This window comes from Mesorhizobium sp. P2_A12 (assembly GCF_056405075.1).
On record NZ_JBFUCU010000009.1, the window covers coordinates 176,978 to 192,154 of the forward strand.

The window sequence follows — 15,177 nt, forward strand, 5'->3', positions numbered from 1 at the left end:
ACGTGCAAGTCGACATCGCCCGCGAAAAATTTGGCCCAGCAAAAATTCCGACCAGGGAAAAATTCTGGAGAATGCGTCCGGCGAACAGAGATCAGGAACGAAAGGGAGCGTCAGTGGCGCTTGGCTTGCACCAGATAGGCGTCGATCTCGGTCTCGCCGAGCCATTTGGCCGCTTCCAGCCGATGCAGGCCTTCGACCAGGATATGGCGCTTGCCGTCATGGCGGACCTGGATCGGTGTTTTCATGCCGTTCTCCAGGATGTCCTCGGCCAGATGCCGGACGGTCTCGGGATGCAACGTCTTCTTGCGCGCTGCCGGCACGTAGATGTCGTCGACCTTGACCTTCTGGATTCCGAGCATGCCGCCTCCGGTGGCGGAGAACGCCGCCCCTTGTGGAGATAGTCTTTTTGGCCACAGGGGCCAAGGGCGCGGCTAACGAATGCTGGCCCGATGGTTTCCATTTGACGCTTGACCGCCAGATCGCCGAAATGGCGCCTTTGAAACTTCAGGGCTTCATGATCAACCTTCCGACCGAATTCCCCGATTTCGGACTGACGCCGGAGCAGCGCCGCCACGCGGTACGCGGCCACTACTATGAATGGCCTGAGATGGATGGCGCGCGCGGCGAAATCTGGTGCTACAGCGACCGGTTTTCCTATCGCGCCGGCGAGACGGTGGCGTTGCATGTCAGTTCGACGGCTCCGGCATTCAAGATGGCGATCGTCCGCGACGGCGGCACCGAGACGAAAGTGTTCGAGAAATCGGGCATCGCCGCTCGCTGGCAGGACACACCCGACCAATGCTCGGCCGAGGGCTGTGGCTGGGAGGCCTCGTTTGAATTCCACGTCGGAGCAGACTGGCCGTCCGGCGCCTATCGCGTGACGCTTGAAGCGGACGGCCGCGACGGCAAGCCGATCCATTGCCATCATCTCTTCATCGTCAGCCCGCAGCCCGGCGAGAAGCCCGGCCGCGTGCTGCACGTGGCGGCGACGGGCACATGGCTCGCCTACAACACCTGGGGCGGCTCCAACCACTATCAGGGCATTACCGGGCCGGACCGCAACCAGTATTCGCCCATCGTGTCGACGCAACGCCCGTGGTGCCGCGGTTTCGTCGTGCTGCCGAAAGATGCGCCGCGCGTGCCGCTGGAAGTCGCTGTACCGCCAAGGACGGTGCCGCGCTATCCGCACATGGAATGGGCGCTCGCCACCGGTCATTCGAAGAAGTACGCCTCGTCCGGCTGGGCTAGCTACGACAGCCATTTCTTCCGCTTTGCCGAACGGGCCGGCTATGGCGTCGACCTCGTCAGCCAGCACGATCTGCATTTCTCGCCCGAGATTCTCGACGGCTACGACTGTGCCGTCTTCGTCGGCCATGACGAATACTGGACCTGGGAAATGCGCGATGCGGTCGACGACTATGTCGAGCGCGGCGGCCATGCGGCGCGCTTTGCCGGCAATTTCATGTGGCAGACGCGGCTGGAGGACGAGGGCCGCCGGCAGGTCTGCTACAAATACCGCGCGCGTGCCGAAGACCCCGCCTATCTCCGCGGCGGCGACGTCACCCGCGCCACCAATTCCTGGGAAGCGCCGGAAATCGGCCGGCCGGGTTCGGCGACCTTCGGGCTCAACGCGACGCGCGGCGTCTATGCCGGCTGGGGTGGCTGCGCGCCGCGTGGCGTGCGTGGTTTTCCGGTCTACCGGCCCGAGCACTGGGCCTTTGCCGGCACCGGCATCTATTATGGCGACCTGCTGGGCGCCGACAGCCATGTCTATGGCTATGAGGTCGACGGGCTCGACTTTGAGATACGCGGCGGCCTGCCCTACCCCACCGCGACCAGCGGTGCGCCGGACGGGTTGCAGGTTCTCGCCGTCGGCATGGCATCCCAGGTCGAGGAAAGCGCCGACATCCCGATCGAGGACCAGTTCCTTACCGACGAGGATGGCCGCTTCACCGCCGAAACGCTGTTCGGCGAAGCGAGCGACGCCAATCTGGAAAAGGTCAAACGCGGCAACGGCATGATCGTCAATTTCCCGCGCGGCAAGGGCGAGGTGTTCCACGCCGGAAGCTGCGAATGGGTCGCCGGCCTGCTGAGACAAGACCCGATGGTCGAACGCGTCACCAAGAATGTCCTCGATCGTTACCTCAGAAAGTCCTGACATGTCGAAAGTCCAGACCGCCGCCCAAGACACCGACGCCCGACGAGAATCGCATCTGTTCTATCTGTCCAGCCTGCGCCGGCCATTGGTCGACCGCGCCGAGGGCATCTACATCTGGACGCAAGACGGCCGCCGCTTCATCGACGGATCGAGCGGCCCGATGGTCGCCAATATCGGCCATTCCAACCGCAATGTGCTCGACGCCATGAAACGGCAGATGGACCGCGCCACCTTTGCCTATCGGCTGCATTTCGAAAACGAGCCGGCCGAAGAGCTGGCGAGGGAACTCGCCGGCAAGCTGCCCGAGGGCATGGACCGCATTTTCTTCGTCTCGGGCGGCTCGGAAGCGACGGAATCCTGCATCAAACTGGCGCGGCAGTGGGCGGTTGCCACCGGCCAGGCCAGCCGCTGGAAAGTGATCACGCGCTTCCCCTCCTATCATGGCGGTACGCTGGGTTCGCTCTCGATTACCGGCGACGACGCGTTGGCCGAAACTTTTGAGCCGATGATGCGGGTGATGCCGACCGTGCCGGCGCCGACAGCCTGGCGCGACCGCGACAACCTTTCGATGGAACAGCGCGGCATCCGTTATGCCGACATGCTGGAGGAGAAGATCCTGGCCGAAGGCCCGGAGAGCGTGGTGGCCTTCATCATGGAGCCGATCGGTGGTGCGGCGACCGCTGCCCTGGTGGCGCCGGACAGCTATTATGCGCGCATCCGCGAGATCTGCGACCGCTACGGCATCCTGCTCATCCATGACGAAGTGATGAGCGGCGCCGGCCGCACCGGCAAATTCCTCGGCGGCGATCACTGGAACTGCAAGCCCGACCTCGTCGCGCTGTCGAAGGGCCTGGGTTCGGGCTATGCGCCGCTCGGCGCACTGGCCGCACCCATGCGGCTGGTGCAGCCGCTGCTCGCCTCCGGCGGCTTCCAGCACGGCCACACCTATGCCGGCAATCCGCTGGCCTGCGCCGCCGGCCTTGCCGTGCTCGGCGAAATGGACCGGCTCGACCTGATCGCCAATACGGCTGCAATGGGCAATGTGCTGATGGACGGGCTGAAGGGGTTGGCGAAGCGGTTTCCGTTCATCGCCGACGTGCGCGGCAAGGGCCTGCTCACCGGCGCGGAGATGGTAGCCGATCCCGAGACTCTACGGCCGATCGACCAGAACAAGAAGGCCACGCAGCGGCTGCTCGACCTTGCCTATGAGCGCGGGCTGATCATCTATGGCCGCAGGGTCAAGGGCGGCGTCGACGGCGACAATTTCATGGTCGCGCCGCCGATGATCGTCACCAGGGAACAGGTCGGCGAGATCGTCGCCATCATCGGCGACTCGCTGGAGGTTCTGGCCGTCGAACTCGACCTGCCGGTCGAAGGCTGAGGGACAAAGATGGCGCCGCGAAAAGTCATCATCACCTGCGCCATAACAGGCTCGGTGCACACGCCGTCGATGTCGCCCTATCTGCCGGTGACGCCGGACCAGATCGCCACCGACGCGATTGCGGCCGCCGAAGCCGGGGCCTCGATCCTGCACCTGCATGCCCGCGATCCCAGGGATGGGCGGCCAACCGCCGATCCGGACGTGTTCATGCAGTTCCTGCCGCGCATCAAGCAGGCGACCGACGCGGTGATCAACATCACCACCGGCGGCTCGTCGCTGATGACACTCGACCAGCGGCTGGCGGCGCCGCTGCGGGCCGAACCCGAAATGTGTTCGCTCAACATGGGCTCGATGAACTTCGCGCTGTTTCCCATGCTTGGCAAGCCGAGGGAGTGGCAGCACGAATGGGAGCCGAAGCTGCTCGAAGCCACGCGCGACACCATCTTCAAGAACACCTTCGCCGACATGGAGGGCGTGCTTGAGAGGTTGGGCAAGGGCTGCGGCACGCGCTTCGAATTCGAGTGCTACGATGTCGGCCACCTCTATTCGCTGGCACATTTCCGCGACCGCGGGCTGGTGTCGGGACCGCTGTTCATCCAGTTCGTGCTGGGCATACTGGGCGGCATCGGCGCCGACCCGGACAACCTTGTCCACATGAAGCGGATCGCCGACAAGCTGTTCGGCGACAGCTATCAGTTCTCGGTGCTGGCCGCCGGCCGCAACCAGATGGCGCTGATCTCGATCGCCGCGGCGATGGGCGGCAATGTTCGTGTCGGACTGGAGGACAGCCTTTATGACGGCCGCCAACTGGCGAAGTCCAATGCCGATCAGGTGCGCCGCATCCGTGGCATTCTCGATGGGCTGTCGCTGGAAGTTGCCACACCCACCGAAGCGCGCGACATGCTGGCGCTCAAGGGTGGCGACCTGGTGGCGTTCTAGGGGTACTGGAGGTCTAGTGGCAAAGGGAGGGCGCTGATATGGAAAGGGTTCTCGTTTCAGCCTGTCTGCTCGGCAGCAAGGTTCGCTACAACGGTTCCTACCGGCTCAACGACCATCCCACTCTTGCGCGATGGCAGGCAGAGGGGCGGATCGTACAGATCTGCCCGGAGGTAGCCGCAGGCTTCTCCACGCCACGTCCTCCGGCGGAAATTCGAGGCACAGGCGACGGCCGCGCAGTGCTTCACGGCCAAGGCCGAGTGGTCGAGCAAACAGGAAGCGATGTGACCGCACTCTATCTCGAAGCCGGGCAGCTTGCACTTGATCTCGCCCGAGAAACAGGGTGCCGGTATGCGGTTCTTACCGACGGCAGCCCGTCCTGCGGTAGCAGTTTCATCTATGACGGGAGTTTCAGGGGTAACCGGCTGGCTGGCCAGGGCACGACCACCGCGCTGCTGGAAGCGAACGGCATTCGCGTCTTTTCGGAAGACGGCATTGACGAGCTTGATGACCTGCTGACCAGGCCGGGCTCGGCCGGTGCCGCGACCTGAGCCATGCCAGAGAAAAGCCAAGCCAGGACCACCGACACCGTTATCCGGCCCGGCTGCATCGACGACGTCGACACCATCCATGCGGCGATCCTGAAACTCGGGACACACATCGGCGCGCCGGAGGAGATCATCTCGACGGCAGACGATCTCAGAACCTACGGCTTTGGCGAAAAACCCGCCTTTTCCACCCTTATTGCCGAAGTGGGTGGCGAATTCGCCGGCCTGTGCCTGCATTTCCCGATCTTTTCGACCTGGATGGGGCGGCCTGGCGTCTATGTGCAGGACCTCTATGTCGAGGACCGGTTTCGCGGCCGCAAGATCGGCGAGTTGCTGCTGCGGCACGTCGCGGCACAGTGCCGGAAAGAAGGCGGCGTCTATCTGCGGTTGTCCGTCGACACCGACAATGAGGGCGCCAAGGCATTTTATGAAAGGCTGGGCATCGCCTGGTCGAGCTACGAGCAGACGCAGAAGATCATCGGCGATGCCTTTTTTGCCTTTGCCGACGCGCCGCAGAATGGGGAGCAGGAATGAAAGCCTTCTATGCCGAGGAACAGAAGCGCCACGACCCCAAGGCCTTCCTTTCGAGCGGTGCCGCGAAGCCCAATCCTGAGACGCCTGAACGGGTCGAACGATTGTTAGCCGGCGCCATCTCTGCCGGCTGCGCGATCGAGCGACCGCGCAATCACGGGCTCGGCCCGGTCGCGGCGGTGCACACGCCGGAATATCTCGACTTCCTCGAGCACATTTTCGAGCGCTGGCAGCGCATCGAGGGCGCTTCGGCCGAAGTGATCCCCAACATCCACCCGATCGCGCGGTCGGGCAGCTATCCGGCCTCGGCTGTCGGCCAGGCTGGCTATCATATGGCCGACACCGCTTGCCCGATCTCGGGCGAGACATGGCAGAGCGCGCTTTGGAGTGCGTGGAGCGCCGTCGAAGCCGCCGAAGCCGTGATATCAGGCGCGCCGGCCGCCTACGCGCTGTGCCGCCCGCCCGGCCACCATGCCTTTGCCGACGTCGCCGGCGGCTTTTGCTTCATCAACAATTCGGCCGTTGCAGCTCAGGTTCTGCGCAAGCAGGCTGCGCGCGTGGCGATCCTCGATGTCGACCTGCACCACGGCAATGGCACGCAAGGCATCTTCTATGCGCGGCCGGATGTGCTCACCGTCTCGCTGCATGCCGATCCGGTGCGCTTCTATCCGTTCTTCTGGGGCCATGCCGACGAGCGCGGCGAAGGCCCGGGCCTTGGCTACAATTTCAACCTGCCGCTGCCACGCAAATCCGCCGATGAGGCGTTTCTCGAAGCGCTAGCGGCGGCGTTCCAGCGCATCCGCGCCTTTTCGCCGGACGCGCTGGTCGTGGCGCTCGGCCTCGACGCGTTCGAGGGCGACCCGTTCGGCGGGCTTTCGGTGACGACACCGGGCTTCTCACGCATTGGCGAGGCCATCGCCAAGCTCGGCCTGCCGACCGCCATCGTCCAGGAAGGCGGCTATCTCTGTGACGAACTCGGCGACAATTTGACGGCCTTCCTCACCGGTTTCGGTGGCAAGAAGTCATGATTTCAAGCTGGCGTCAGGTTCGCTGCTGCCTGAGCATGGCGATGACCCGGTGCACGCTCTCCAGCGTCTCGTCGATTTCGGCTGCCGTGTTGTAATGCGCGATACCGATGCGCACGACGCCATGTTCGGCCGGAATGCCAAGCTGGTGGACGATCTCCCAGGCGTAGTTGTGGCCGGACCAAAGGAAGATGTTTTCGGCGTTCATCTGCCGAACGATCGTCTCCGGCACGATGCCGTCGACGGTGAAGGACACCGTCGGCACGCGCTCGGCGAGCCGCTTCGGATCGGTGATGCCATGGATGGTCAGGCCTGAAATGTCTGACAGGCCGTCGATCAGCCTTTGCGCCAGCGGGTTTTCGTAGGCGATCGACACCTCGAACGCCTTGGCTATCTTCTGCCTTCGCGACCCAACCTCGCCCGCTGCAGCACCCAGTCCTGAGAGATAGTCGACCGCGGCCGTGAGGCCCGCCATCAGCTCGATCTGCGGCGTGCCGAGTTCGAACCGCTCCGGCAGGCCATCCGAAGAACAGCGGCATTTGTAGGGTTTCAGACCATCGATGACATCGCGCCGGCCCCACAATATGCCCATGTGCGGACCGAAGAATTTGTAGGCCGAGCAGATCAGGAAATCGCAACCGAGATCCCTGACGTCGATCAGGCCATGCGGCGCGAACTGCACGGCGTCGACATAGACCAGGGCGCCGGCATTCCTGGCGATGGCGGTCAACGCCTTCACCCGGTTGATCGAGCCGGTCAGGTTGCTGGCGTAGTTCAGCGCGACCAGCCGGGTCTTCTCCGAAAGCAGACCCGCCAGCGTCGCCTCTTCGACCTGCCAGCTCGTTTCGTCGAACGGCAGCCAGCGCACCACCAGGTCAAGGTCCTCGGCCAGTTGCAGCCAGGGCGAGACATTGCCCTCATGGTCCATGCGGGTGAGGATGATCTCGTCGCCGGGCTTCATCGTGCGGCCGAGGGTGCGCGACATGTGATAGGTCAGCGTCGTCATATTGGCGCCGATGATGATTTCTTCAGGGCTCGCCGCACCGAGGAAATCGGCCATCGCCTGATGCGCCTCGTCGACGACGGCCTGTGCTGCGACAGTCGTTTCGAAATAGCCGCCAAGGTTGGCGTTGGTGGTCAGAAGGCAGCGCGACACGGCGTCCGCGACTGCCTGTGGCACCTGCGTGCCGGCGGGGTTGTCGAGATAGATGCGCCGCCGCCCCTTGTCGGTCAGGGAGAGGGCCGGAAACCTTCCACGCACTGCCTCGATCGAAAAATCCGCCATTGTCTCCACCCCTCCGTCATTCCTGGATAATTCTGCCCCGGAGCCCTATCAAGGACAGGGATTGCCGACGCGCTGATGGATCGCGTCCACCGCCTTCTGCATCTCTTCGGTCCAGACGACATCGACCGAGGACAACGCCATGTCGAGCTGCGCAAGGGTGGTCGCGCCGACGATGTTCGAGGTAACGAAGGGACGGCTCGAGACATAGGCATTGGCAAACAGCGCCGGTTCCAGACCGAAGGAACGCGCCAGCTCATTGTATTCGAGCTGTGCCTCGGCGGCGTTGGGTGTCTCGTAGCGCTGGCCGCGGTTGAAGAGCTGCGTGCGCGACCCCTGAGGGCGGGCGCCATGGTCATATTTGCCGGTCAGGTAGCCCTGCGCCAGTGGCGAATAGGGAAGCAGCGACACCTGTTCGCGCTCGCAGACCTCGGCAAGGTTCACCTCGAAGGTGCGGTTGACGAGATTGTAGGCGTTCTGGATCGACGCGACGCGGGGACCGATGCCTTTGTCAGCCTCCGCCAGGAACCGCATCACGCCCCACGAACTTTCGTTCGACAGTCCGAAATGGCGGATCTTGCCGACCTTCACCAATTCGTCGAACACGGCGAGTGTCTCGGCGATCGGCGTTTCGTCAGTTGGTGCGCCGGCAGAATCGGCGCGGCGCGGTACCGCGCCGACGCGCGTCGGGTTGGCACCCCAGGGAATGTCCCGTTCCGGCCAGTGGATCTGGTAGAGGTCGAGATAGTCGGTGCCGAGCTTGGTCAGCGATTTGTCGATGGCATCAAAGATATCGGCGCGCACCAGTTGCGACGGCCTGTCGCCGCGGAACCAGCCGTTGGCGGTGCGACCAACGACTTTGGAGGCCAGGATCACCTTGTCGCGGTTGCCGTTGGCCTTCAACCAGCTGCCGATGATCTTCTCGGTCCGCCCTTGCGTCTCCGCCTTGGGCGGGATCGGGTAGAGCTCGGCGGTGTCGATGAAATTGACGCCGCGCGAAAAAGCCAGGTCCATCTGGGCGTGCCCATCGGCCTCGGTGTTCTGCTGGCCCCAGGTCATGGTGCCGAGGCAGATCTGGGTAACAAGAAGATCGGTCCGACCGAGACGGCGTTTGTGCATGGAATTCTGCTCCGGAGGGAAAGCTCGCGTGAGGGCGTGGGAAGGAAGCCGCATCTATAGGGAAAGCAGAGGCGCTCTCCAAGCCTCGCCAGGCTGACTTTTGGGTGAACCAGTGGCGTTTAGCGGCGAGCGCCGGCAAGCGCGCGGCGCTTGGCCTCGTCGATCAGCATATTGGCCACCTGCATGCGGATCATGGCGCGTTGGCGCAGATGCGGAGCGACACGGTCCGGATGGTTGGCGAAGGCGAAGCTGCGGCGCATACGGCCAAAATCGGCGACCTGCTTGGGCTGATTGAGACCAAGTTCGACGGCAATGGATTCCGGATCGATCGGCGGCAGCCTTTCCTCCGGCTTCAGCTCTTCGCCGGCGAGAGCCAGTCTGGCATGCTCGAGCAAGGCGGCGAATTCGGTCGCCAGATCGGCGCCGGCCTCGCGATATTCGGTTGAAAAGCTGCTGCCCGAAACCTTGATGCGGCCGGAATGGAGTTCATCGGCCACCGAGAGATAGTCGAACGGGATGGATGGACGAGCGCCGGACTCTTCGCCCTCAATCCCGTCGCCCTCAATCATGTCGCCCTTGTCGGAAGCGACGAAGAGGTCGTCGAGCAACGAAGCGAAATCCCGCTTGGCGCCAGTAGCGATGTTAGCCTCCCCCTTGCTCAACTATCCAAGCGTCAGACCATAGAACCGGCTCGTTAAAAATGCATGCCACCGATGTTAACGAATTTAGCCGTTGCCTAGACCTCGCGGCGGGCATCTGCCATCCCAAGACAAAAAGCCGGACTGCATTTTCATGCAGTCCGGAATTCGCCAGGAGTGGCGAGGAAAAGCCGATCATGTGCCGGCGTCCAGCCTAGGGTGCGCATCGGGGAAAGTTTCACCCGCTCGCAAAACTATGCTCGGAATAATCACCAGGACATGGCAGGCATGCAAATGCTGCACTGCACAATTGTCACGATTCACCTATATTGGGAGCCGTGGAGGAATCAACCAGGAGCCTGAATCATGGGTTTCTTCACTGAAATGTTCGCCCGGCCGCGGCCGCAGGAACATCTGAGATATCGCTCGGCGCTCGCGCTGCTTCATTCGATGAGCAATGCCGACCGCGCCGACATCGGCATCAAGCCCGCTGACTTCCCGCGCATCGCCCGCGAAATGTCCATTCGCTAGACATATACGCCGCGAGATGTCCCGGACCGGTCCAGGACATCTCAGAAACCTCAAGTCCTCAGCGCGCGCCGAGGAACGTCGCCTTGCCCAATGGCACTCCATTGTGGCGAAGGATGTCGTAAGCGGTGGTGAGGTGGAAATAGAAGTTGGGCATGGCCACATGCAGCAGATACTGCAGCCCAGGCATCGAGCGTTCTCGCCCGCCAAGCTTCAACTCGATCACCTTGTCGTCCGAACCGTCGAACTCGGCGGCTGAAAATGTCGCCAGCAGGTCCAGCGTCTTCGTGATGCGCGCCTGGATATCGGCAAAACTCGCCTCGTTGTCCTCGTAACTCGGCACTTCGCGACCGGCGAGCCGCGACGGCGCACCCTTGGCATGGTCGGTGGCGATCTGCACCTGCCTGGTCAGCGCAAACATGTCTGGCGCCAGCCTGGAGGTCAGAAACACCTGCGGGTCGATCTTGCGCTCAAGCGCATTCTGTTCGGCTGCCGCCAGTATGGTGGAAAGGGCCTTCAGCCTCTCCGAAAACACAGGCACGGAGGCCTCATACATCGATATCGTCACGTCAAATCTCCTTGTCCGGCCGGAACGCCGGCGGATGGACGTAGCGCCTTCAGGCACGATTCTTCAAGCACCACCAGCGCCACGTCACCACGTTGCCGCAATCGCCATAGTAGAATCTCCCCATCGAGCGGAGATTCCCGATGAGACGCGCCCTTTTCGCAGCGACTGCCTTTCTCTCCCTTGCCACAGAAGGTCAAACGGCACTGGCCGCCGGCGATACACCCGAAGCGCCGTATGTCGATGATCGATCGAGCGCCGACGCCGTCGTCCGCTCACTTTACAGCGCCATCAACCGGCATGAATTCGCTCGCGCCTGGGGTTATTTCGGCGATACAAAGCCGGCAAAGGATTTCGACAGTTTCGTCAAGGGCTATGACGGCACCGACAAGGTCGAGGTCGAGACCGGTGCGGTTTCAGACGAAGGCGCTGCCGGCAGCATTTTCTACAATGTCCCTGTCGCCATTCGCGCCACCGACAAGACCGGCGGCGAAAAGGTCTTTGCCGGCTGCTATACGCTGCGCCAGGTCAATGCCCAGATCCAGGCCGCGCCGCCCTTCGATCCGATCCACATCGAAAAAGGTGCGCTGAAACCCTCCACCGCCGATTTCGAGGAGGCGTTGCCGCCAAGCTGCGGCGACGGGCCGCCACCTCCGAAGAAGGACACGGCACTGGAGCAGGCCAAGAAGGCCTTCCTGGCGACTTATGGCGACCAGTGCGACAAGCAGTTCCTGGCCGATGAGCCGACCGTTTTTTCGATCAAATACAAGGACAAGGATGCAGCGCCCGGCGATCCCGACAAGGAAACGCGGCTGTTCCACTTTTCCTGCTCGGCCGCTGCCTACAATGAAAGCTCGATCTACTACATCACCGACGAGGTGTCGGGCGTGCAGCAGTTGCAGTTCGCCGAACCCAAGATGGATATCCGCTACGAGAACAATGACAGCGACGGCAAATTGCTCGGCATGAGCATCGTCGGCTTCCAGACGACCGGCTGGGCGGTCAATTCCGACTATGACGAGGAAGCTCACACGATCACCACCTTCAACAAGTGGCGCGGCGTCGGCGATGCATCCGATTCGGGGACGTATCTGTTCCGCAATGGCAGTTTCTCGCTGGTCCAGTTCGACGTCGACGCATCCTATGACGGCGAGGAGAATCCGCAGACGGTTGTCGACTATAACACCGCGCCCTGAGCGTTAGCCCGGCTTCCCGCAGCGTCGATCAAGGTGCCTTCGACAGCATCCAGTTGAGCGTGCCGCGCCAGTCGGTCATGCGGATCGGCGTGCCGTGGGTCCCTGTCTCGAAACGAACGAAGCGGGTCGGATATGGATAGGCTTTCGATTTGGCGATGATGGTACGGAAGAAGGCTTCCTGCTTTTCCACCGGGAAAACCACGTCATGGCTGCCCTGGCCGAAGAAGACCGGGACATGACGCCTGAAGGCCGGGCTTGAGAAAAAACTCTCGTCCCATAGCGAGCCGAGCAGCAGCAGGCCGTTGATGCGCCGGCCCGTGTCGTTGCGGGCAGCAAGCTTCCAGCACAAGGACCCGCCCATCGAGCCACAGGCGATGAAAATCTTCGCGCTGGGCGATTGTTCGGCATAATGATCGATCAGCGCCGCCACCTGCGCCGCGCCCTTGTCGCCGAAATCGGGAAAGTCGGGGCTGAGATAGAGGCCGCCATTGCCGGCCATCAGGTTCTTGAGCCGGTTGAAATTGCCACCGAAGGTGAAGTCGTCGACGCCTTGCTTGCGGCTGCCGCCCTGCCCGTGCAGGTAAAGCACGATGATGCCGGCGCCCTCGGTCTTGCCGACGGCAACGTGCCTGACATCGCCGGCATCAGTCTTCAGCAGCAGATCCTGCTGCACCTTGCGCACGCTGGTGTCGGTGTATTGGGCGTGTACCCTTCGCTCCGGCACCTCATCGCGCTGGTTGATGTCGCGCAGTTCGTGGTAGTCGAGGACCGTGTAGGCGCCGTTGGTGTCGGACGACAGCACGGCCGGATAGGCGAAGAGATCGTCCTTGAAGGGTTTTAGCGACAGCGTCTGACTTTGCGCGGCCCCCGACAACAGGGCCGTCGCGGTTACAAAGACACAGAAAAATCGGAAGCGGAAAGACATGCCGGCAGGCATGCGTTTTTCAGCTTCGGTTTGTCAATCCTGCAGAACGCCGCCGGCGCCTTCCAGCGCTTCGCGGGTGTCGACATCGACGGACGCCCCTGCGCCGATCTCGACATCGATGACATCGAGCCCTTCGGCCTCGACCAGATGGCGTGCACCGGTATCGCCTTCCAGATGGGCGATCGCCGGAAACAGCGAGCGCGGCAAAAGCACCGGGTTGCCGCGCTTGCCATCATGCGAGGCGCGCACCACCGAATTGCCGCCGGCCTTGCGGAATGCATCGATCAACCTGTCGAGGTCTTCAGACGAGACGCCCGGCATGTCGCCGAGAACGATCATCACGCCGGCGGAGTCTTCGGGCAGATAGGCAATGCCGGCCTTTAGCGAGGTGGACAGTCCGTCGGCGAAATCGGGATTGTCGGCGAAAGCCACATGCAGCCCCGCCAACGCCGCCTGCACCCGCTCGCGCTGGTGGCCTGTGACGACAATCGTGCCCGAAGCCTTCGAGCCGAGCGCGCGCTCGGCGGTGCGGCGCACCAGTGGCTTGCCGTCGAACAGCGCCAAGAGCTTGTTCGGCCCGCCCATGCGGCTCGACCGGCCAGCCGCCAGAAGCACGATGCCAACCTTGAGCTTGTTTTTGGGCGGCAGCGGTTCACGCGGCTGCGGCCGGGTCGGGATTTCCATCAACAGCCCGCCGACGCCCATGCCGGCGATATCCTTGGCGGTCACGTCAAGGCCGGCGATCAACCGGTCCAGCACCCAGTCGAAGCCATTTTCCTTGGGGCTGCGGGCGCAGCCGGGTGCACCGATGACACGCTTGCCGCCGAGCATGCCGAGCACCAGCAGATTGCCGGGATCGACCGGCATGCCCGCGCGGATAACAGTACCACCCGCCCTCTCGATCGCCGCCGGAATGACATCGGCGAAATCGCTCATCGCCGAGGCGCCGAAGATCACCACCATGTCGTTGTCGCGCGCCAGCAAGGCCGCGCACTCCGCCACCGGAGCGATCTCGTGCGGGGTGCGACGCTCCGCTGTCAGCCTGCCGCCGGTGCGCGCCAGCCGCGCTTCGGTGACGCGCAGCGTCTTGTCGAGCACGCTCGGCTTGATGCCCGGCAGGACGGTCTGGATGACGCCGACACGCACCGGCTGATAGGCGTTGACGGCAAAGATTTCCCCGCCGGCGCAGATTTTCGTGACCGCATCGACCAGCGCAGAGCTGACCGCGAAGGGAATGATCTTCACCGTCGCGACCATCTGGCCTTTCTCGACCGGCGCATGCTGCGCCAACGTGGCGATGGTGATGGCGGGATCAACGGCGTTGATGGCGTCGATGACAGCGGCGTTGACGGTGAAGATTCCGGCTGACCCGGCGTGGAGATTGACCCGCCCGGTCGCGGCCGGCCGGGCGTCGATGCCGCGAAAAGCCATGCTCTCGGCTATTTCCTGCGCGGCGGCGTCCTCACTGAGATCGTCGGCGGCCAGCACGGCCGCAACGACCTGGGAAATGCCGGCGCCGCGCAGCAAGGCCACATCTTCTGCGTTCAGCCGGTGCGCCTTGCGAAAGCGCCGTTCTCCGGCCGTGGTGGCATGCGCCAGCACCGCACCTTCGGCCGCTTCGATCGGAATCGGGCCGAATTTCACGCTGCCGCGCCTTTCACTTCCAGACCGCGCGAGCGGAAGGCATGGACGACCTGCGCCAGCACCGCGACCGCGATCTCGGCAGGGCTTGCGGCACCAATGTCGAGCCCGATCGGCGCGTGAATGCGGGCGATCTGGTCGGCGCTCGCGCCAAGCGCCAGCAAGCGTTCGGCACGCTTGGCGTGGGTTTTGCGGCTGCCAAGCGCGCCGACATAGAAGCAGTTGGCGTCGAGCGCCGCCTTCAGCGCAAAATCGTCGATCTTCGGATCATGGGTGACAGCGGCAAGCGCCGTGTAGCTGTCGAGCGGCTGTCGCTTCAGCACGTCCTCCGGCCATTCGGCATGCAGGGTGACGTCGGGAAAGCGGTCTGATGTGGCAAAGGCGGTGCGGGGATCGATGATCTCCAAGGGATAGCCTGCGATCCTGGCCATCGGAGCCAGCGCCTGGCTGATGTGCACAGCGCCGACGACAACCAGCCGCGGCTGCGGCAGATGCGCGTTGAGAAAGAAGGTCCGTCCCTCGGCCTCGACCGAACCGGAATTGCCTGATCGAAACGCCCTGGCGACAGCAACGCCGAGATCGCCGGCAACCTGGTCGCCTTCGCGCACGATACGGTCGCGGCCGTCACCGAGATCGGTGACGAGGATCGCCGCGCGGCGAGCGCGGCGTTCGGCGTTCAACATCTTGAGCGCGTACGGGTCCAT

The 15,177-nt window shown here is 63.3% G+C and carries 16 protein-coding genes; 8 read left to right on the forward strand and 8 right to left on the reverse strand.

Features of this window, described 5'->3' with window-relative positions; translation table 11 throughout:
• Positions 1-110: 110 nt before the first annotated feature.
• On the reverse strand, positions 111-359 hold the full coding sequence (locus AC1DZU_RS20540; RefSeq protein ID WP_477287767.1) for a ParB N-terminal domain-containing protein: 249 nt from the start codon (positions 357-359) through the stop codon (positions 111-113).
• 155 nt (positions 360-514) lie between these two features.
• On the opposite strand from AC1DZU_RS20540, the gene AC1DZU_RS20545 reads away from it, so the two are divergent.
• The 6 genes from AC1DZU_RS20545 to AC1DZU_RS20570 are packed head-to-tail and all read left to right on the forward strand — an operon-like array spanning position 515 to position 6,582.
• Positions 515-2,158 (forward strand): N,N-dimethylformamidase beta subunit family domain-containing protein, encoded by a 1,644-nt coding sequence (locus AC1DZU_RS20545; protein WP_477287921.1) that lies wholly within the window; start codon positions 515-517, stop codon positions 2,156-2,158.
• 1 nt (position 2,159) lies between these two features.
• Positions 2,160-3,539: an aminotransferase family protein gene (locus AC1DZU_RS20550; protein WP_477287769.1), complete on the forward strand. Its 1,380-nt coding sequence runs from the start codon at positions 2,160-2,162 to the stop codon at positions 3,537-3,539.
• 9 nt (positions 3,540-3,548) lie between these two features.
• On the forward strand, positions 3,549-4,478 hold the full coding sequence (gene kce / locus AC1DZU_RS20555) for a 3,5-dioxohexanoate:acetyl-CoA acetone transferase (RefSeq protein ID WP_477287771.1): 930 nt from the start codon (positions 3,549-3,551) through the stop codon (positions 4,476-4,478).
• A 38-nt stretch (positions 4,479-4,516) separates the two neighbouring features.
• Positions 4,517-5,026 (forward strand): 2-thiouracil desulfurase family protein, encoded by a 510-nt coding sequence (locus AC1DZU_RS20560; RefSeq protein WP_477287773.1) that lies wholly within the window; start codon positions 4,517-4,519, stop codon positions 5,024-5,026.
• A 3-nt stretch (positions 5,027-5,029) separates the two neighbouring features.
• Positions 5,030-5,557, forward strand: a complete 528-nt coding sequence (locus AC1DZU_RS20565) for an N-acetyltransferase family protein (RefSeq protein ID WP_477287775.1) — start codon at positions 5,030-5,032, stop codon at positions 5,555-5,557.
• Positions 5,554-6,582 (forward strand): histone deacetylase family protein, encoded by a 1,029-nt coding sequence (locus tag AC1DZU_RS20570; protein ID WP_477287777.1) that lies wholly within the window; start codon positions 5,554-5,556, stop codon positions 6,580-6,582. The genes AC1DZU_RS20565 and AC1DZU_RS20570 overlap by 4 nt, the downstream gene beginning before the upstream one ends.
• Positions 6,583-6,595: 13 nt before the next feature.
• Here AC1DZU_RS20570 and AC1DZU_RS20575 read toward each other — a convergent pair whose 3' ends face one another.
• The 3 genes from AC1DZU_RS20575 to AC1DZU_RS20585 form a co-directional block, all read right to left on the reverse strand.
• A complete protein-coding gene (locus AC1DZU_RS20575) occupies positions 6,596-7,864 on the reverse strand; it encodes a cysteine desulfurase-like protein (RefSeq protein WP_477287779.1) in 1,269 nt (422 codons plus the stop codon).
• 48 nt (positions 7,865-7,912) lie between these two features.
• Complete coding sequence (locus AC1DZU_RS20580; RefSeq protein WP_477287781.1) at positions 7,913-8,980, reverse strand: aldo/keto reductase; 1,068 nt, start codon at positions 8,978-8,980, stop codon at positions 7,913-7,915.
• Positions 8,981-9,099: 119 nt separating this feature from the next.
• Positions 9,100-9,588, reverse strand: coding sequence for a hypothetical protein (locus tag AC1DZU_RS20585; protein WP_477287923.1), 489 nt, complete (start codon positions 9,586-9,588; stop codon positions 9,100-9,102).
• Positions 9,589-9,984: 396 nt separating this feature from the next.
• On the opposite strand from AC1DZU_RS20585, the gene AC1DZU_RS20590 reads away from it, so the two are divergent.
• Complete coding sequence (locus AC1DZU_RS20590; RefSeq protein ID WP_023810361.1) at positions 9,985-10,149, forward strand: hypothetical protein; 165 nt, start codon at positions 9,985-9,987, stop codon at positions 10,147-10,149.
• Positions 10,150-10,207: 58 nt separating this feature from the next.
• On the opposite strand, the gene AC1DZU_RS20595 is transcribed toward AC1DZU_RS20590, so the two are convergent.
• Positions 10,208-10,714 (reverse strand): DUF1993 domain-containing protein, encoded by a 507-nt coding sequence (locus tag AC1DZU_RS20595; protein WP_477287783.1) that lies wholly within the window; start codon positions 10,712-10,714, stop codon positions 10,208-10,210.
• A 140-nt stretch (positions 10,715-10,854) separates the two neighbouring features.
• Between AC1DZU_RS20595 and AC1DZU_RS20600 the strand changes: the two genes are divergently transcribed.
• Entirely contained in the window at positions 10,855-11,907 is a 1,053-nt protein-coding gene (locus AC1DZU_RS20600) for a DUF1176 domain-containing protein (protein WP_477287785.1), read from the forward strand.
• A 28-nt stretch (positions 11,908-11,935) separates the two neighbouring features.
• Here the strand turns inward: AC1DZU_RS20600 and AC1DZU_RS20605 are convergent, their stop codons facing one another.
• The 3 genes from AC1DZU_RS20605 to AC1DZU_RS20615 are packed head-to-tail and all read right to left on the reverse strand — an operon-like array spanning position 11,936 to position 15,177.
• Entirely contained in the window at positions 11,936-12,832 is an 897-nt protein-coding gene (locus AC1DZU_RS20605) for an alpha/beta hydrolase family protein (RefSeq protein ID WP_477287925.1), read from the reverse strand.
• A 33-nt stretch (positions 12,833-12,865) separates the two neighbouring features.
• Positions 12,866-14,476, reverse strand: coding sequence for an NTP transferase domain-containing protein (locus tag AC1DZU_RS20610; RefSeq protein WP_477287787.1), 1,611 nt, complete (start codon positions 14,474-14,476; stop codon positions 12,866-12,868).
• On the reverse strand, positions 14,473-15,177 hold the full coding sequence (locus AC1DZU_RS20615; protein ID WP_477287788.1) for an XdhC family protein: 705 nt from the start codon (positions 15,175-15,177) through the stop codon (positions 14,473-14,475). Before AC1DZU_RS20615 ends, AC1DZU_RS20610 begins: the two co-directional genes overlap by 4 nt.